Here is an 18,905-nt window from a genome sequence, read left to right as displayed (position 1 = left end):
CGGTGGTTGACTCCCTGCCTGCCTTGGGAGACGGGGAAACCCATGACGCGGCACAAGGTTCTCGTGGTTCCCCGGGAGATTGCTGGTGATCGGCTCGACCGGTTCCTGACGAAGCACGTCCCCGGCCTCACGCCGGAGCGGGCCCGGGCGATGCTGGACGCGGGGCGCGTGCGCATCCGGGGCAAGAAGGCGCAGGCCACGCGCAAGCTGTGGGGCGGCGAGGAACTCACCCTGGAGGTGCCGGAGCCGCGGCCCTCGCCGCGTGCCTCCGAGGAGGGCCCGGCGCTGCCGGTGCTGTACGACGACGCGGCGCTGGTCATCGTGGCGAAGCCGCCGGGGCTGGTGGTGGAGCCGGAGGGGCGGGCGGCGTCCGTGGTGGGGCTGCTCGCGGCGCGCTGCCCCCCGTTCGACGTGGAGGGCGTGGCCCAGCCGGGCGTGGTGCACCGGTTGGACCGGGAGACGAGCGGATGTCTGGCATTGGCCCGGACGGATGACGCGGTGGCGGCGCTCCTGAAGGCGTTCCAGGAGAAGCGCGTGGACAAGCGCTACCAGACGCTGGTGCTGGGCCGTCCGCCGGACACGGGGCACCTGGAGGGACCGTACGCGAGGGACCCGAAGGATCCGCGCCGCTTCACGACCCGCGTGCCCTCCGCGCGCCGGGCGGCGCTGACGTTCACGGTGCGCGAGCGGTTCCGGGAGGGGGCGCTCCTGGACATCGACCTGGACACGGGGCGCACGCATCAGATCCGCGTGCAGCTGTCGGAGGCCGGATTCCCGGTGCTGGGGGATTCGCTCTACGGCACGGAGGAGGCGCGCAGGCACCCTGCGGCGCTCGCGGTGGGGCGTCAGGCCCTGCATGCGTGGAGGCTGGAGGTGCCGTCCTCCGCGACAGGCCAGGTGGTCCAGGTGGAGTCGCCGCCGCCGGAGGACTTCCAGCGGGGGCTCGCGGTGCTGCGCGGGGGCGCATGATAGTTTTTTGGGAACCGGTGGGCCTGACGGGACGTCAGGTTCCGCGTCCGGTCACTGCTCCGTGAGCGGTGCCGGGCGCCTAGAGGGGAACATGCAATCGCTGATGAAGGGTTGGGGCAGTGTGTCGCTGGTGGCGGCGTTGTGGCTCGTGGGATGTGGCTCCTCCACGAGTCCGTCGGCTCCCGGGGGGGACGCCGGCACGACGGTGGATGCGGGGGCGGACGCGGGCGTCACGGATGATGCGGGCACGCCGGACAGCGGCGTGGTGCCGGAAGGGCCGCCCTGCGAGAAGACCCTCGGCGTCTGCGCGGGAGCGAAGCACGCGTGGGTGGATGGCGCCTTCGAGCCCGTGTGCACCGCTCGCTCCTATGGCGCGGACTACGAGGCGACGGAGACGCGCTGCGACGGCCTGGACAACGACTGCGACGGGGTGACGGATCCGACGACGTGGGCGGATGCCGCGCCGATGCAGTGGGCTCCGGACGAGAAATGGGCGGACAGCCTGCCCGTGGCGGGGGGCTTCCTGTTCGTCTCCTCCGACGGTCTGGCGGCCATCGAGCTGCTCCGGCTGGATGCAGCCCTGGCGTTGCAGGGCAGGGCCGCGCTGCCGATGTCGCCCGCGCCCATCCGGGTGTCGAGGGCGCAGCTGCTGCGGACCGCTCGCGGGCCGGCGCTCTTCTCCATCGTCGTGTACTCCGAGCCGAGCTACTTCGTCCGGGGCAGCCTCTTGCAGCTCGATGAGCGGGGCACTCCCATGGGCGAGAGTGCCGTCCTCTTCGAAGGGCCCTACACCTGGGCGAATGGACACGTGGCCCCCTCCCTGGATGGAGAGCGGCTCGCGGTGACCTGGACGTGGGAGCTCGCCGGTGCCCGCGAGGTGCAGGGCATGACGGTGGACCCCACCGGCCAGGTCCTGGCGGCTCCTCGCGTGCTGTACCGGTCGGACTCGCTTGATCTCTCCGCGGCGGAGGTGCTGGGCCTGGGGGATGGCGGGTTCCTGGTGAAGGCGAACGAGAACAAGGCGGGCACGTTCGATGACACGCGTGTCTGGCTGCAGCGTTACGACCGTGAGCTCCTGCCCGTGGGGGATGAGCGCATCCTCACCGTGAAGTACGCGGCCGCTCCCAGGCTGATGCTGACGGCTCCCTTGGAAGAGGGCGGCGCGGGCGAGCCGACGTTGCTCTACCGGGATCCGCATGGATTCACGCCCCAGTTCCTGCAGGTGCGGTCGCTCTTCGACCAGGGCATGGCGGAGAGCCTGACCGCCACGAAGCAGAGCCAGACCGCCGAGTTCGGCGCGACGATGACCTCCCGGGGACTCCAGCTGGCGTGGGTCTCCATGCTCTTCGTGTCCAATCCCTCCGGGGATGCCTCCTTCAGCGTCGAAGGGCGGCTCTGGGGGCGGAGCGCGAGCGGCATCGTGACGGATTGGACGCCTGGCACCCCGTCCATTCCCATGCACGTCGCCTCGTCCTGGGTGAGGCTGCATGAGCTGGCGGGGCATCAGCTGGGGGCGCTCACGATGACCGCCACGGATCAGCCCAGGACGTACACCTTGCGGTCGCTGCGCTACTGCGCGCCTTGATTGGAGGGACCATGCATTCGCGGATGATGTCGTTGGGACCTGTGTCGTTGGTGATGGCCCTGCTGCTCGCGGGCTGTGATTCGTCCACGAAGCCGCCGGAGCCCGTGCCGGACGCCGGCACCCAGGTGGATGCCGGCGTCACGGACGACGCGGGCACACCGGACAGCGGTGTGGCGGAGGCCCTGCCCTGTGAAAAGACCCAGGGCGTGTGCGCCGGGGCGAAGCGGGCCATGGTGGACGGCGCCTATGAGCCCGTGTGCACCGCGCGCTCCTACGGCGAAAACTACGAGGCGACGGAGACGCGCTGCGACGGTCTGGACAACGACTGTGACGGCGTGACGGATCCGGCCACCTGGACGGACGTCGCTCCCCTGAAATGGGCGCCCTACGAGAGGTCGGTGGACAGCCTGCCCGTGGCAGGGGGCTTCCTGATGGTCTACGTCGACAGCCCGGAGTGGATCGAGGTGCTCCGGTTCGACGAATCCCTGAACCTCCAGGGCACGTCGAGGATCCCTCAGGGTCCAGACTTCTCTCACGTGACGGACGCACAACTGGTGCGGACCGTTCGCGGCCCTGCCCTCTACTTCACCGCGCTGCATGTCAAGACGGGGACCCCCGCCGAAGGACGCCTCGTGCAACTGGATGAACAGGGCGCACCCATTGGCTCTCCCGGAGGCGTGGTGCTCTTCGAGCAGCCCACGGCCTTTCTGTTCGCGCGCGTGGCCGCGTCCGTGGACGGCCAGCGGATCTCCGTAGTCTGGGCCCCGGGGATCACCGGTGTCCGACAGGTGCAGGGCATGCTCGTGGATCCCGCCGGACAGGTCCTGGTCCCGCCCCGGGTGATCTTCCAGTCGGACTCGCCCGAACTCTATTCGCCGAGGGTGCTGGCCATGGGGGATGGGAACTTCCTGGTGACGGCGTCCGAGGGCGTGGGCACGTTCGATGACAACCACATCCGGTTGCGGCGTCATGACCGCGAATTGGGACTCGTGGGAGACGAGCGTCGCCTCGCCGTGGCGTATAGGGCGGTTCCCAAGCTGCTGATGATGCCCGCGAAGGAGGGTGGGGAAGAGCCGGTGATGCTCTACCGCGAACCGGATGGGCACACTCCCAGGCTCCATGAGGTGCGGCACCTCTTCGCGGGGGGCATGCCCGTGACGCTGACGTCCGCGGCGTGGAGCGAGTCCAGCGTGCTTGGCGCCACGATGACGTCACGGGGGCTTCAGTTGGCCTGGACCTCCATGGGCCATGTGCCCGTTCCCGGCCAGGAGTCGGGCTTCATCTACGACGGGCGGCTCTGGGGCATGAGCCCTTCGGGCGTCGTGACGGATTGGACGCCCGGACCCGCGCCCATGCCTCTTCACCGGAACGGGGAATGGGTGCTGCTGCATGAGCTCCCGGACCGCTGGATGGGCGCGCTCATGATGACCGCCACCGTCAGCCCCGAGTCCTACACCCTCCACTCGCTTCGTTACTGCGCCCCTTGAGCCAAGAGACCATGCATTCGCGAAAGATGTCGTTGGGACCTGTGTCGTTGGTGATGGCCCTGCTGCTCGCGGGCTGTGATTCCTCCACGAAGCCGCCGGAGCCCGTGCCGGACGCCGGCACCCAGGTGGATGCCGGCGTCACGGACGACGCGGGCACACCGGACAGTGGCGTAGCGGAGGCCCTGCCCTGCGAAAAGACCCAGGGCGTGTGCGCCGGGGCGAAGCGGGCCATGGTGGACGGCGCCTATGAGCCCGTGTGCACCGCGCGCTCCTACGGCGAAAACTATGAGGCGACGGAGACGCGCTGCGACGGTCTGGACAACGACTGTGACGGCGTGACGGATCCGGCCACCTGGGCGGACGTCGCTCCGCTGGGGACGCCTCCGCACGGAGGCATCGTGGACAGCCTGCCCGTGGCGGGGGGCTTCCTCGTGGTGTCCGTGGCGGGGCAGGACACCGTCCAGATTCGTCGCCTTGATGAATCCCTGGCGCTGCAGGCCACGACGCAGGTGCCCGTGGCGCCCGGCGCGGAGCCGGTCACCATGGCCCGCCTGGTTCGGACCTCGCACGGACCGGCGCTCGTCTATGTGGGCCGGTACACGAGCCCGTCCTCCGTGTCGCAAGGACGCCTCGTTCAGCTCGACGAGCAGGGCAACCCCGTCGGCACTCCGGGGGGCGTCGTCGTTTTCGAATATCCCCAGGTCCCGGTCTCCGCGGGGGTGGCCACCTCCCTGGACGGACAGCGGCTCGCGGTGATGTGGAACGTGGTGACGGAGGATTACAGGGAGACCCAGGGGCTGGTCGTGGATGCGGACGGAAAGCGGTTGAGCGGACCCTGGATCCTGTTCAGGACGCAGGAACAGGTCGTCCTCTCCAAGCCGACCGTGCTGGCGCTCGAGGATGGAGGGTTCCTGGCGATGGTGGTGGAGGACCACGGTCCGGAATCCCCGTCACGCATCCAGCTCTGGCGGAACAACTCGGACCTGACGAGCATCAGCGAGCAGCGGATGCTGGACGTGGGAAATTCGCCCATCGCCCAATTGCTGAGCTCGGCTCCGGGGGCAGGCGGCACACCCGGTGATCCCCTGCTGCTGTACCGCGAGACGTCGGTCCGTCCCCATCAGCTCAAGCAGGTCCGGTCCCTCTTCACCGGCGGCGCTCCGGCGACGCTCGCCACCGCGGCAGAGGGAGAGACGCCGTGGTTCGGCGCCACCCTGACGTCACGCGGGCTCCAGATGGCCTGGCTCGGCGTACGCGCCGTATCGCCCGGGACGTCGGGCGACGACCTCTTCAACTGGGAAGGCCGGTTCTGGACCCTCGGGCTGAATGGCATCGCGACGGACCGGAGCCCGGGACCCGGGCCCATGCCCCTGCACCGCTTTGCGCAATGGGTGCTGATGCATGAGCTCCCGGGCCACTGGATGGGGGCGCTCGTGATGACCTCCACCAACACGCCGACGGAAGCCCATACCCTCCAGTCCGTGCGCTACTGCGCGCCCTGACCCCGAGGGGCCTCATCACCGAGGACGGCTACCGGCCGGTGTCGTCCTCGTCGTCGGGCTCGGGCGGTTCCAGCCGGGCCTGCCGCTCACTGGCCTCCCAGGAGGCCTCGGCGTCACCGGCGTGCACACGGGCGGCGGCGTCGTCGTCCTGGTCGCCGGTCCACGTCGTATGGCCTCCCGCGAAGCCCTCCAGGGGGCGAGCGCCGCGACGCGACTCCACCTCCAGGTCCTTCTGCTCCTGCTCACGCAGCCGCTCGCGCTCCTGCTCCCGCTCGTGCTCATGCTGCTGCTCAAGAATCCTGTCCGCCATGTCGCATCACCTCCTGCCCCCAAGGTGGGGTGCGCCCACGCGGGACGGCAGGGGGAGGCGGGCGTTCGTGCACGGCCGCATGCCTGCCGTGCGGTCGGTTACGCTCCCGCGGCCCGTGTGGGGTCCGGGCACCACCAGGAGCACGGCGCATGAACCCGGGAGTCTCCATCGTCGCCGATGACACGCGGAGCTGGGGACTGGAGACCCCTGGCCCCGGCCTGCTGCTGCAGGTCCCCGCCGCGGGCCGCTGGACGCAAAGGCCCGCCATGCACCTGGATGCGGCGCCCGGCTACCGCATCCGGTTGCGCGGCATGCGGCAGACGCTGCTCTGGGCCCGCATCGACTCCTACTGGGACCGCGCCGTCTTCCTCCGGGGAACGGCCCTGTTTCCCCAGGTCCTGCCGCTCCTGTCCGCGCCTGAGGTCCGGGCCGTGGAGGCCGCCTCCGGCACCGAGGCCTGGTGGGAGGCCTGGAACTGGCGGGTGGCGCGCGCGCTCGTGGAGGCCCCGTTGCCGGTGCTCCATGCCGGGTCCTGGTGTCTGCGCCCCGTGCGCGCCATCTCCGGGGAGAAGGCGGAGCGGCATCCGGTCTCCCCCATGGAGTGGGGCTTCGGTCAGCCGCTCATGCCGCCGCACTCGCTGTCCGCGGTGACGCGGTTCCTCACTGCCTGGAAGGAGGACTGGTGGGAGGCACGGGCCGAACATGCGCCGGGGGTGGTGCTGGGACTGCGCGTGCCTTCTTCGCCCGAGGATGGACGCGTGAAGAGCTGGCGCAAGCGCGCACGGGACGGGACGCTGCCGCCCGCGCTGCTGCTCTACGTGGACATCCTGGCGAGGTGGCTGGTGCTGGATGGCCATGACCGCCTGCACGCGGCGCTGCTCGAAGGCGTGGAGCCTCCGCTTTTGGGGTTGTGGCCCTTCATCACCCCGCCGCGGCCCGCGAGCACCGTCCGCGAGGAGGGCGCCCTGTTCAGCGCGGAGTTCCAGCTGCGCGCGGGCGCGACGCCGGAGACCGTCGACCGCGTCAACCGCATGCTGGTGCTCAACTTCACCCCCGCCCCCCGGGGGACCGTCTCGCGCGCCTGGCCCATCCCGGGGGGACGCGAGACCTGGCGTGAGGAGATCATCACCCGGCGTCGCAGGGGCTGGCTCCCGCCCCTGGAGGACAACGCCCTGGACTGGCTCACGTAGACTGCGCGGCATGCTTCGTCAGCACTTCGAACGCCAGACCACCGGCCGGCTGTTGCTCCGCGCCGTCCGCGAAGACGACCTGGACGCGGTCTTCGCCCTCCACTCGGATCCCACCACGAACTGGTTCAGCCGCCGGGGCTACATGCAGACGCTGGACGACGCGCGAAGAGTCATGGGCCTCTGGCTGGAGGACTGGGCGCGCGAGGGCGTGGGGTACTGGCTGGTGGAACGGCTGGAGAAGCCCGGCGTCGTCGTGGGCCTGGGCGGCCTGCGCCACAAGGAATTGGAGGGCCAGCGCGTGCTCAACCTGGCCTACCGCTTCACGCCCGAGACCTGGGGCTCCGGCTACGCCACGGAGGTGTCCCGCGTCGCGCTGGCGCTGGCGGCCCGGCACCTGCCGCACGTGCCCCTGGTGGCCATCATCCACCCGGAGAACGCCGCGTCCCTCCGTGTCGCGGAGCGGCTGGGGATGCGCCTGGACCGGCACATCACCGAGGACGGCATCCAGAACCGCGTGTATGGGATTGGCTGAAGCCCGCGTCAGCGCGGGTCGAATGAGGCGCAGACGCGCACGCCGATGCGGACGTCCCGCGCGGTCGCGTCACCGGGCGACAGGTCGGCGCTCGCCGCGACGAACGAGTCGTAATACCAGGAGCCTCCCCGGAGCACGACGCTGCCGAACTCCGGCGTCACGGAGCGCGTGAGCTCGTAGGCGTTGCCCGCCATGTCCCGCAGGCCGAACGGGCTCACCGAAGCGGGGTGCGTCCCCACCGCGTCCGGGCCAAAGGCCAACGGCCGCCGGTCATACGTCGCGTCGATGTTGGCGTCGTCGGGCTGGAGCTGGTCGCCGTGCGGATAGCGGCGGCCGTCCGCGCCCCGGGCCGCGTACTCCCATTCGTGCTGGCCGCACAGGCGCGCTCCCGGCAGCCGCTTCGTCCGGTGGAGCCAGTAGAAGTAGCCCTCCAGATCCTGCGCGGAGACGCCGGACAAGGGCAGCCGCTTCCAGTCGACGCTCGCGTGCCGCGTGCGCTCCGCGTAGACGAGCGGCTCGCCTTCCTTCGCGGCGCGGAGCTCCTCGCGGGTGCGGTGGAAGGTGAAGACCCAGCCCGTGCCCTGCCGCCACCGCAGCGTGATGGTGCCTCCGTCGCCGAAGTGCGGCTGTTCGAGGATTCTCCTCGCGGGCGCGTCCGGTGGCAGGTCTTCCAGGTAGGTCAGCCAGTCGCCGAACGTCACCTCGTCGCGGCCCACCAGATAGCCACCGCTGAGGCAGTAGCGGTGCATGGGCGGGCTGAAGGTGAAGCGGCGCACCACCTCCGGCTCGGCGCTGCCCAGCAGGAAGCAGCCCGGCGGGATGTAGACGTAGCCTTCGGGGACCTGCGTGGGGAGCGTGAGGCGCAGCGCTTCACGCGCGCCGTGCGTGAGGAACACCGGGACGTCCAGGGACACCCGTCCCGGCTGCGTGACGTGGAGCAGGTAGGAGCCTTCCGGGAGGACGGCGCGCGAGCCTCCGGTGGCCTGCACGGCTTCGCGGCGGAACGGCCCGTCGCCGCGCACCACGCGCGTGATGGACACGCGGGCCCCCGGCGGCGTGCTCTCGAGCACCAGCTCCGCGGGCTCGTGGAAGCGCCGCAGGGAGGCCTCGCCCTCCCTGGCGGAGTCCACCTCCTGCTCCAGGCGCTGGAGCCACGCGTCGCGCTCGTGGCGCTGGTGGAACGCTTCCGCCAGGAGGACGCGCTCGGCCAGGACCTGTGCGATGAGCCGGCGTGTGTCCGGATGGTGGCGGTCGCGGTCCAGGCCGCGCTCCAGGCTCCGGCTGGCGCGGGTGAAGGCCGCCTCCGCCTGGTCGCGCAGGGCGAGCGTCTCCGTCCATCGCTTCTCCGCGGCGCTGCGCAGGCCCGTGGCATCCGTCGCGGTCTCCGGGCCCAGCGAGGAGGGCGTCCGGCCATCGAACATCGCCAGCGACTCCTCCCGGCTCGCGAGCGCCCTCGCGGCGAGGGTGCGGCCCGAGGCCAGCGCCTCCTTCGCCGTGCCCAGCTCCGCGGCGATGAAGCGCGAGTCCTCCAGGTACGCCTGGAGCCGGAGGCCGCCATACGACGCGAGGACCGCGAGCGCGAGCACGAGCGCGGTGAGGCCCCGTCCCCAGCGCGCCCGGCGCACGGCCCGGTGGGACGCCCGGAGGAAGGCCTGCTCCCGGGTGCCCAGCGTGGCGGGCTCCAGCACCCGCACCTCATCCAGCTGGCGCTGACCCCAGAGGGCCTCGCTGGCGCGGCGCAGCCGGTCCCACTCCGCGCTGGCCGCCTCCACGCGCTTGCGCAGCACGCGGTGCCCGATGTCGTCGTCCAGCCAGTCGCGCAGCGTGCCCCAGCTCGCGATGAGCGACTCGTGGGCGATCTCCCAGCGCGGCTGACCGTTCACCGTGCGCGTGTGCAGCAGCCGGCCTTCCACGAGCACCCGCAGCGCTGTCCGGGAGACGTCATCCGAGGCGTCCGCGAGGTCCTCCGCCCCACGCTCGATGCGCGTGCCCTCCGCCGTCACCAACTGGAGCAGCAGCCGCCGCGCCGCCGCGTGCTCCGCGGGGCTCATGCGCGCGAGCACGCCGTCCGCGTGCCGGGACAGCGCTCCGGCCACGCCGCCCATCGCCTCCAGCGCCGAGCGCGTGATGCGGCCCCGGCCAGCGTCGCGGCGCTCCCACAGCTCCGCGAGCGCGAACTGGAGCAGCGGGAGGCTGCCCACGCCATGCGCCGTGGAGTCGACGAGCGTCTGGACCAGCTCCGGCGACTCGAAGGCCACGCCCCGCGCACGGGCCGGGCCGATGATGGCCTCGCGCACGCCCTCGGGCGACAGCGGCCGGAGGATGTAGAGCGCCCGCTCCGCCTCTTCCCCCAGGCCCGGGAGCGCGCACAGGCGCGTGAGGAAGTCGCCCCGCACCGCCAGCAGCACGTGCACGCCCGGTGACGGCAGGGCCAGCTCTCCCAGCAGGCGGGCGAAGTGCGCGGCCTGGCCGGGGTCGGAGAGGGTGAGCAGCTCCTCCAACTGGTCGACGAAGAGCAGCAGCCCCCGCCCGCGCCCATGCGTCTCGCGCAGCGCCTGTCCCAGCCAGGCCGGCGTGTCCGAGAGGGCGGTGACGAGCTCCGCCTCCCTGCGCCCCAGCACCGGCGCGAGCGCGGCGGCCAGCGCTTCGAGCGGGCGATGGCCGGGCCACAGCGTGACGACGTGCGGCTCGCGTCCGTCGCCCAGGTCTCCGGCCGCCACGCGGGGCAGCACGCCCGCGCGGCACAGCGAGGACTTGCCCGTCCCGGAGTCGCCAGCGACGAGCACCAGCGGCCGCGTGCGCAGGCGCTCCAGCACGGCGCGGATGTCGCCTTCGCGCCCGAAGAAGAGCGCCCGGTGCTCGGCCGCGAACGGCGCGAGCCCCCGGTAGGGATTGCCGGCCGCCAGCGGCGCGGGCGCGATGGAGCGCTCCAGCTTCTCCAGGGACTCGCTCAGCGCCTCCGCGGAGTTGATGCGCTCCAGCGGATCCACCGCGAGACAGCGCTGGATGAGCGCGGCGAAGTCGGGGTCCACCTCCGGGCCCAGCGCGGCGCGGGGCGCCGTGTCCTCGGGCTTGCGCGACGTGCGGCGGGGCACCTGGCCCGTGCACAGCTCATGGAGGATGAGGCCCAGCGCGTACAGGTCGCTGCGCGCGGAGGCCGGGCCTCCGGTGAGCACCTCCGGCGCCAGGTAGGGCAGGGTGCCCACGAGCAGCGGCGAGCCGGACGCCAGCTCCGCGCCGACCTCGAAGCGCTCGGCGAGGCCGAAGTCGAGCAGCTTCACCTCGCCCTCGCGCGTGACGAGCGCGTTGGAGGGCTTCAGGTCGCGGTGCAGGACGCCCTGGCGGTGCGCCGCCGCGAGCCCCCGCGCCAGGCCCACGCCCAGCGACAGCACCCGGCGCCACGGCACCGGCAGGGGCAGTTCCGCGAGCGTCTCACCGACGACGTACTCGGAGACGATGTACGGGTGTCCGTCCACCGCGCCCACGCTGAACACGCTGACGATGTTCGCGTGCTGCAACCGCGCGAGCGCCCGGGCCTCCGTGGTGAACAGGTCGCGGAAGCGCTCATCCGGCCGAGCCGCCGCCATGAACTTCACCGCCACGCGCCGGTCCAGCGACGTGTCGTGCGCCAGGTAGACGACGCCCATCCCGCCCCGGCCCAGCGGGCGCTCCAGACGGAACGCATCGAACGACGGCGGCGGCGTCCAGGGCTCCTGCTCCGGTGGCGGCAGCCGGTCCGTCTCCCTTTCGCCGGAGGGCTCCGGGTCCTCCACGGACGAGCGCTGGATGCCGGGCGTGAGCGTGGCCAGCAGGCTCCGGCATTCGTTGCATCCCGCGGCGTGGCGGTGCACCTGCGCCAGCGCTTCATCCGTCAGCTGGTCCTCGAGGAGCTGGACCAGGACGTCGTCGGTCAGGCAGCTGGAAGGGGGCGCGCTCACGGAGTGGGAGCCTTCACGCTAGCCACGCGGCGCGCGGCGTTCAATGACACACGCGGACACGCGACCTCGCACCGTGCGCGCGACGCGCGTGGGGGGCGGGCCGGGGCCCGGCATGGTATGGCGTTGCCATGTCCCAGGTGTCCGCACTGGCCGAGACCTTCCTCTTGCACACGAAGACGCGCTTCGTGGCCCCCTCGCCGGAAGCGCTCGCGGAGCTCGACGCCGTGCTGTCGCGCGCCTGGGAGGACGCGCAGGCCCGCTGGCCGGGCATTTCGCTGCCCGCCGAGCGCTTCGTCACCCATGTCGCGGAGCGGCTCCCCCCGGCGAGCCCCACCGCGCCCATCGCGCCGCTCGTCTCCGCCCTGTCCCTGCCGGAGCTGTACCTGGCGTGCGCGTGCCTCCTGGGAAACTCCGTCGCGCTGGAGGCCTTCGAACGCCAGTACCTGGCCCGGCTGCCGGAGCGGCTTCGGAGCCTGCGCCAACCCGACGCGATGATCGACGAGGTCCGCCAGCGCGTGGGCGTGAAGCTCCTGGTGGCCAGCGCGGGCCACGCGCCCGCCATCGCGGACTACACGGGGCGTGGGGGCCTGTTGAGCTGGGTGGTCGTCATCGCCAGCCGCATCACCCACAAGTTGCGCGGACAGGAGAAGCCCTCCACGGAGGACGACGCGGAGGAGCTGTTCAAGGCGCTGCCCGCGCAGGGCCTGGACCCGGAGCTGGACGTGATGAAGCGCCGCCACCACGCGGCCTTCCGTCAGGCCGTGCGCGAAGCCGCCGCCACGTTGTCGGCCGAGGACCGCCATCTGCTCCGCCTCCACTTCGCCGACCGGCTCTCCACGTATGAGATGGCGCCGCTCTTCCGCGTCAACCAGTCCACCATCTCCCGCTGGTTGAAGCGGGTGCAGCAGCAGGTCTACGCGGAGACCCGCCGCCGCCTGCAGGAACAGCTGGGCCTCTCCACGGAGGACTTCCAGAGCTTCATCGCCTTCGTGGACAGCCAACTGGACCTGACCCTGAGCCAGCTGCTCGACGAGAAGCGCGAGCCCCCGCCGGAAGGCTGAGCTACTGGACGCGCGCGGGCTCCGCCTTCGGGGGGCCATAGGACAGGTTGCGCAAGAGCGCGGCCCCGGGCTTCACGTCGCCGCGGCTCACCGTGCACACCTCCCCGTTGTCACCTGCGTCACCCGTGTCCGCCTGGAAGCGGCCGGGGCACTCCTGGAGGATGACGTCCAGCGCGCGGCCGTCGCGGGTGCGGGACAGGCAGGTGGCGCCGTCGGGTGCCCAGGCCGCCTCGAAGGACCCCTTCGCCGGGTCCCACTCCCGCGTCACTTCCGTCGCTCGCTCCAGCACGCCCAGCCGGTCGTAGATGTCGATGGTGGTGTCCTGGCGGGTGTGGCTGCGGCCATTGCCGCAATAGTCCGCGCGGGCCAGGCGGGTGCACGACTGGTGGAGGCCGGCCAGCGACTTCCCGTCGCGGGTGGCCCAGGGCGCGTAGCCCCAGAGGATGCACTTGGAGATGGCGCCGTTCTCACACGCGAAGGTGACCCGGTCCGCCGTGTCGGCGTGGGCGCCGCTCGCGTCCCACACGCCGCCCACCGCCAGGGCCCGGGGCGCGGGAGAGCGCTCCAGCGCGACGCAGGGGTTCTCCCACTCGCGCGCCACGGGGTTCCAGGCCTCGATGCGGTAGAAGACGCGGCTGGGGTCGTCCGCCGCGGGCTCCGCGCCGCAGATGGCCACCTCCACGGGCTTGCCGTCGCTGGCGGTGCCCTGGAGCACGGTGCCCACCACGTCGCTGGCCGTCGCCCCGGTCTCCGGCGCGGGGACTGGCCACAGCCGGCCATGGTCGAAGCGCAGCGCCTTCACCCCGTCCTCCGCCTGCCGGGGCGCGTCCAGCGCCACGGAGACGAGCACACTGGTGCGCTCGTCCGTCGGCTTCTCATCCCAGCCGCGCTTGGTGCCCCACAGCATCGTGCCCTGGGGCCGGGCGATGCGCTGGGCCGACTGGGACTGGCACCGGCGCGCGTAGCGCTCGGCGTCGGTCGGGCCGCTCACCGACCGGGTCGGGGCGGGCTTCGGCACGGCGGCGGGCGGCGCGGCCTGTCCTTGTGACGACAGGAGCAGGAACAGGCATACCGGCAGGGTTCGGAAGGACGCGTTCATCGCTTCCGATGAGACCCCGTGCCCGAAATCGATGCACGGAATCCGTCCGCCCCCCGCACGGGCCCATCAGTCCCAGCCCCGCAGCTGGACCCGGACGCGCCGCAGCAGCAGGTCCCACTCCTGGCGCTTCAGGGTCGCCATGACGCGTCCGGTGACGATGCTGAGGCCGGTGAGGGTCATCACCAGGAAGCCGATGCGGTGGTCCCGCAGGCCCGCGTCGAGCAGGTTGGCCACCACGTCCAGGAGCAGGAACAGCGTCCCCAGCGCCAGGTAGGCGCGGATGCGCAGGGCCATGCCCACCGCCACGCCCAGAAGGCAGACCGCGCCGAAGACAATCGCATACGTGCCATCCTCGGACTCGCCCATGCGGGCCGCCAGCTTCGCCGCCGCAGGGACGTACAGCAGCAGTCCGCCCAGGATGCGCACCGCGTTGCGCGCCACGTGCGGGAGGCTGGACGTGAAGAGCTGTCCCATCATCAGGAGCAGGAGCCCGAGCGGCGCCAGGTACACCTCCAGCCCCTCCAGGCCGAACGCGAGCGCGGCGATGAGCAGCGCCAGGTTGCAGGCCGCCGCCGCGAACGCGCCGAACATCCGGCTGCGCTCCACCGCGCCCAGCGCCGCGTACAGCAGGCCGGAGCCTCCCGCGAGCAGGGCGGCGTCGCCCGTCGCGTCGCCGGGGAGGATGAGCGCCACCGCGATGGGCAGGAGCGCCGCGAACCGCCGCGTCGCCTGCTCCACGGGACGCACGCCCGCCCTGCGCGCCAGCACCGTCACGCCCACGAGGACGAAGCCCAGCGACAGCGCGAAGAGGGCGTCGTGTTCGGGGCGGAGGCCCTGCGCGTACAGCCCGCGCACCAATGCGTAGACGCCCACGACGGCCATCTGCACGAAGTAGACATGGCGGCCGGTGTGCTCGCGCCACGCGGCGTGCAGGGACACGCCCACGGCCAGCGCGATGGCTGCCAGCGCCATGGGCAGCACGTCCTCGGAGGCCTGGCCTCCCAGTGCGACGGCCGCGAGCAGCGCCGCGCTCGCCACCAGCCACAGGTCGCGGCCCCAGCCCATGCCTCCCGCGACGTCGCTCCGGCGGCGGGACGTCACGCGGCGGGCGACGTGGAGGGCCAGCGCGCTCCCCGCGGCGGCCAGCGCCAGCGTGGCGCCGGAACGGGTGAAGAGGGCTCCATACGCCGGGCGCCAGGGAGCCGTGGCTTGCGCGAGGAGCACCATCCCCGTGGCCACGACCGCGCTTCCGGCGACCATCGTCCCGAGCCCCGCGACGAACCCGGCGAGCGCCCCGCGCCACTGGAAGGCCGCCACGAGCAGCGCCGCCGAGAGGAGTCCCAGCGTCAGGGGGAGCGCGGCGGAGACCATCCACGTCCCGCCCAGTCCTCCGAGCATCCGCCACACGAGGACGGGGACCGCCAGCGTCGGGGACGTGTCTCCCGTCACGGCCAGCGCGTACAGCATCGCCGCCGTGAAGGTGGGGATCACGGCCAGGTGGGCGCGCAGCCGCGCGCGGCCAACGTCATGCCCCCGCCGCTTCGCGAGCCACGGAGCCACGAGCACCACCGCGAACCCCAGCAGCGCGAGCGTCGGCCCCGGCCACGCTTCGATGCTCGGGGCCAGGTGGGCCCGGGCATGCACGAGCAGCAGCAGGCCCACACCCAGGACACCGCGTCCTTGTACGCGCGCCCCGCCGATGAACAGCACCGCGCCCGTGGCGAGGATGAGTTGCGCGGAGAGCAGGCCGGGCTGGAAGAAGGCCGCCGCCACCACGAGCCCCACGGCGGTGAGCGTCTCCCTGGGCAGGGCAGCGAGGAAGGGCCCCGGACGGTCATCGGTGCCCAGGGAGAGCAGCCGCCGGAAGAACGCACGTCCCGCGTCCACCCGGGCCACCGCGACCGAGAACACCGCGTAGACGAGCCCGGCCGCGGCGATGCCCGCGAACGCCTGCTGCCACAGGAGGAACTCGCTGCTGCCCGAAGGCATCCACGCCGCCGGGTGCGACCATCCCAGCGAAGGGCTGATGAGGTGCGCCGCCGTGGCGCGGATCCATTGCCCATCGGGAGGCATCAGGGCCACCAGCGGACTTCCAAGCAGCGACTGCTGAGCGGCCCAGAGCGCGGCGCCGGGAAGCCCCAGCAGGAGCCCCCAGTGCGCCAGGAGCCGCGAGCGGAACGACGCCGCGAGCAGGACCGTCAGCAGCGCGGGTCCCAGCACCAGGAGCGGCGGCACCAGGCCCAGCGCGCGCGATGGATCCGGCAGGCCCACGACGAGTGCGGACTTCAGGAGCAGCACGGCCAGCACCGCCACGCCCAGGTGCGGCACCAGGTGATACAGCGGCCCGTGCTTGGGCCTCTCCATGCGCTGGGCCACCCACGGGCCCAAGCGCCGCAAGCCCAGCGCCAGGAACCACAGCGCGATGCCGATGAGGGGCACGCGCCAGGCGGACACGTCGGGAGGAAGCGGCCGGCCCGCGCGATTGACGGCCCCGGTGAGCGCGATGAACCCGCCGCTCAGTGCGAGCGTCACCACCGAGCCGCGCAATTGGAACGCCACGAAGCCACGCGACACGAACGCCATCAACGCACCCGCCGAGAGCAGCACGCCCGCGAGCAGGGCCACCGGACGCTCCGCGCTGTCAGGCAGGGCGACCCAGTTCACGAGCGTGATGACCGCGAGTACGGCCTGCACGAGCGCGGCGCCCGCGAACCCATCCGTGAACAGCGGCCGTCCCCGGACGCCGAAGGGCAGGGGGAAGACGTCCAGCAGCCGCCGTCCCTTCACCGTGTCGACGCCCTGGCCGCGAAGCATCGAGAAGAGCGCGAAGCCGAAGGCCAGGCCCGACGCCACGAGCGCGGCCCGTGCCGAAGTGAAGTCAGCGACCGTGCCCAGCCCCTGCGACACCGTGAGCGCGAGCCCCATGGCCGCCACGAAGGAGACAAGCCGGCTGCCATCGCGCCGGACGCGCAGCAGCAGCACCGCCGAGGCCAGCGCCGTGGGCACGCAGGCGAGCACCGGCGAGAAGGGCTCCGCGACCCCCGCGAGCACGTCCGGCAACACAGGCGCGACCCCCAGCGCCCGAGCCACCCCGAGCGAGGCGATGACCAGCGACAGGTCCTCCAGGGGCAGGAGCGCGTCCCGCAACCCCTGGCGCGCCAGCCACGCGGACTGCGCGAGCCCGCCCAGGCCATAGAGCACCGCCGCGAGCGCGAAGACGCCCAGGCCCGCCGCACTGGACGCGAGCCACGGAGTCCCGTCCACGGCCGAGAGCGCCCCGAAGAGCAACGCGACGCCGCCCAGATAGTGGAGGCCCCGCCACCTCCACCGCCCCGCGAAGTGGGCCGCGAAAGCGATGACGGCACCCGTGTACGCCTGCGGCCAGGGCGCGTTCGTCCCCTGCGTCCACGCCAGCACGGAGAACGCGGGCATCGTCGCCAGCGAGACGACGACACTCCACGCGAGCATCCGGTTGCGCAGGACGGCGGAGGACGTCACGCGCGCCAGGAGCATCAGCCCGGAAGCCACCGCCGCTACGCCGAAGCACCACCACTCAGGAACGTCGGGCGCCTGCACGCGCGCAATGAGCGCCCCCGCGAGCAGTGAGGCCATGACGGCCGGATGCACCAGGGCCCGGCGGCGGAACTCCAACAGGAAGAAGACGAGCGCGGCCAGCACGGGCGCGCAGGCCGATGCCGTGTCCACCCAGGTGTCCTCACCCGGGAACACCGAGAACGCGCCGAGCGCACCCGCGAGCGCGCCGCTGGCGACCACCGCGTGCGCCAGCGTCTCGAACACCGGGGCCGCGCGGGGATGGCGTGCCCGGACGTTCTCCGAGGACGCGCCCGCCGCCACCACCGCGCCCAGCGCCACCGCCCACAGCACGAGCCCCGCGAACAGGGGCGCCCCGGGCTCCAGCGCATCGAACCCGGAGGGCGCGCTCGCCACGCAGAAGACCACCAGCCAGAGCGCGCCGTAGAGCGCGGCACCCACCCCGGCGAACGAAGCCGCGCCCGCTCGCGCCCGCCACAACGAAGCGCCGAGCGCCACCACGCCCGCGAACGCGCACAGCGCACGCAGCCAGGGCGCGTCGTCCCACCCCATCAGCGGCAGCCCCGCCAAAAGCGACGGGAACAGCGCCACCGCGAAGGACGTGGCGGAAGCCCCGGGCCACAGCCGTCCCGCGGCCCGCAGCGGCAGAAGGGCAACGGCGGCGACGCCAATCGCGGCGGGAACGCCGACCGTGGGCGCCAACGCCACCAGGGCCGACAGCGCGATGAACACCACCGGCAGCAGGGCGAGTCCGATGCTCGCGAGCACGCGCCCCGCCGACCGCGAGCGCCGCGCCAGGAACGTGCCCAGCCCGATGAACGCCGCGTGGTAGCCCAGGAGCGCGCCCGTGACGATGAGCTGCCGGGGCACTCCACCCAGCGCCCGCCACGCCTCGCGCACGCCCATGAGCGAGCCGCCCAGCACGAGCACCGCGCCGAGGAACCACCAGATGTACTCGTTGAGGCGGGGAGGGTTGTCGCCCTCGTCCAGCGCGATGACCGCCTCCAGCCCACTGCCACCCAGTGAGTCCAGGTGCCCCCGGCCGAACAACGCCTGTCCAGACCCCAGCGCCGAACCCAGGTACTCCTCACTGGAGGACTCCCCATCATCCTGCGCCACCACCTGCCGAGCCGCCCGTGCACGCTCGGCCCGCGCTGCATCGTCGCCCAGGTCATCCACGCGGGTGGAAGCTCCGACGGCCAACGACGACGCCCGCCGCCGTGCCGCCTGTTCCCTCTCCGCCCGCGCCGTCTCGTCCAGCGAGTTCGCGAGCGAGGCCAACCACCCCGGACGCCACCCGCCCGCGCGACGCAGCGAACCGGCTACGCCATCCGCCCAGGCCTCCACGCGCGCCGCGGAGTCGAGCGCCGACTCCACCGGAACCGCAACGACCACGGCTTCGGGCACCTCCGGAACGCTCGGGACCGCTTCAACTGACGCCGAGAGCGAAGCCTCCAGCCGGTCCGCCGTTTCCGCGTCCACCAACCCATCGAAGCGCCAGTGCTCGATGCGCCGTCGCATCCGCGCCAGCACGAAGTCATCCAGGTGCCGCCCGGCGGCGGGCACGAGGGCGGCACCGCACTCCGGGCACAGGGGCCCGGAGTCCGGCACACGCGGTTCCGTACAGGCAGGACAGAGCATGTGCGTCAGCATACCGGGTGGCCCACACACTGCGTGCCG

11 protein-coding genes are annotated in these 18,905 nt (G+C 72.5%); 7 read left to right on the top strand and 4 right to left on the bottom strand.

Annotation, left to right across the window (positions count from 1 at the left end; genetic code table 11):
- Window positions 1–42: 42 nt before the first annotated feature.
- The 4 genes from JYJ93_RS32750 (at window position 43) to JYJ93_RS32735 (ending at window position 5,543) form a co-directional block, all read left to right on the top strand.
- Window positions 43–969 (top strand): RluA family pseudouridine synthase, encoded by a 927-nt coding sequence (locus JYJ93_RS32750; protein ID WP_206798487.1) that lies wholly within the window; start codon window positions 43–45, stop codon window positions 967–969.
- A 91-nt stretch (window positions 970–1,060) separates the two neighbouring features.
- The gene (locus JYJ93_RS32745) at window positions 1,061–2,554 is read left to right on the top strand and encodes a putative metal-binding motif-containing protein (RefSeq protein WP_206798486.1); all 1,494 of its coding nucleotides are present in this window, start codon (window positions 1,061–1,063) and stop codon (window positions 2,552–2,554) included.
- Window positions 2,555–2,565: 11 nt separating this feature from the next.
- Window positions 2,566–4,041: a putative metal-binding motif-containing protein gene (locus JYJ93_RS32740; RefSeq protein ID WP_206798485.1), complete on the top strand. Its 1,476-nt coding sequence runs from the start codon at window positions 2,566–2,568 to the stop codon at window positions 4,039–4,041.
- 26 nt (window positions 4,042–4,067) lie between these two features.
- Window positions 4,068–5,543: a putative metal-binding motif-containing protein gene (locus JYJ93_RS32735; protein ID WP_206798484.1), complete on the top strand. Its 1,476-nt coding sequence runs from the start codon at window positions 4,068–4,070 to the stop codon at window positions 5,541–5,543.
- 28 nt (window positions 5,544–5,571) lie between these two features.
- Here JYJ93_RS32735 and JYJ93_RS32730 read toward each other — a convergent pair whose 3' ends face one another.
- Window positions 5,572–5,853, bottom strand: a complete 282-nt coding sequence (locus JYJ93_RS32730) for a hypothetical protein (RefSeq protein WP_206798483.1) — start codon at window positions 5,851–5,853, stop codon at window positions 5,572–5,574.
- 149 nt (window positions 5,854–6,002) lie between these two features.
- On the opposite strand from JYJ93_RS32730, the gene JYJ93_RS32725 reads away from it, so the two are divergent.
- Together JYJ93_RS32725 and JYJ93_RS32720 are read left to right on the top strand one after the other, a co-directional pair.
- Window positions 6,003–7,043 (top strand): hypothetical protein, encoded by a 1,041-nt coding sequence (locus JYJ93_RS32725; RefSeq protein ID WP_206798482.1) that lies wholly within the window; start codon window positions 6,003–6,005, stop codon window positions 7,041–7,043.
- A 10-nt stretch (window positions 7,044–7,053) separates the two neighbouring features.
- Entirely contained in the window at window positions 7,054–7,575 is a 522-nt protein-coding gene (locus JYJ93_RS32720) for a GNAT family N-acetyltransferase (RefSeq protein ID WP_206798481.1), read from the top strand.
- Window positions 7,576–7,583: 8 nt separating this feature from the next.
- Here JYJ93_RS32720 and JYJ93_RS32715 read toward each other — a convergent pair whose 3' ends face one another.
- Window positions 7,584–11,513: a bifunctional serine/threonine-protein kinase/formylglycine-generating enzyme family protein gene (locus JYJ93_RS32715; protein WP_206798480.1), complete on the bottom strand. Its 3,930-nt coding sequence runs from the start codon at window positions 11,511–11,513 to the stop codon at window positions 7,584–7,586.
- A 128-nt stretch (window positions 11,514–11,641) separates the two neighbouring features.
- Here JYJ93_RS32715 and JYJ93_RS32710 point away from each other — a divergent pair, with 128 nt between their 5' ends.
- On the top strand, window positions 11,642–12,574 hold the full coding sequence (locus JYJ93_RS32710; protein WP_206798479.1) for a sigma-70 family RNA polymerase sigma factor: 933 nt from the start codon (window positions 11,642–11,644) through the stop codon (window positions 12,572–12,574).
- Between the two features lies 1 nt (window position 12,575).
- Here JYJ93_RS32710 and JYJ93_RS32705 read toward each other — a convergent pair whose 3' ends face one another.
- Window positions 12,576–13,673 carry an ADYC domain-containing protein gene (locus tag JYJ93_RS32705; protein WP_206798478.1) on the bottom strand — a complete coding sequence of 366 codons (1,098 nt, stop codon included), beginning with the start codon at window positions 13,671–13,673 and terminating at the stop codon, window positions 12,576–12,578.
- Window positions 13,674–13,739: 66 nt separating this feature from the next.
- The gene (locus tag JYJ93_RS32700) at window positions 13,740–18,791 is read right to left on the bottom strand and encodes a hypothetical protein (protein ID WP_269013101.1); all 5,052 of its coding nucleotides are present in this window, start codon (window positions 18,789–18,791) and stop codon (window positions 13,740–13,742) included.
- Window positions 18,792–18,905 lie beyond the last annotated feature (114 nt).

It is taken from the genome of Corallococcus sp. NCSPR001 (assembly GCF_017309135.1).
Taxonomy (GTDB): Bacteria; Myxococcota; Myxococcia; order Myxococcales; family Myxococcaceae; genus Corallococcus.
Note: the sequence above shows the minus strand (reverse complement) of the source record. Positions and strands in the feature narration are given on the sequence as shown.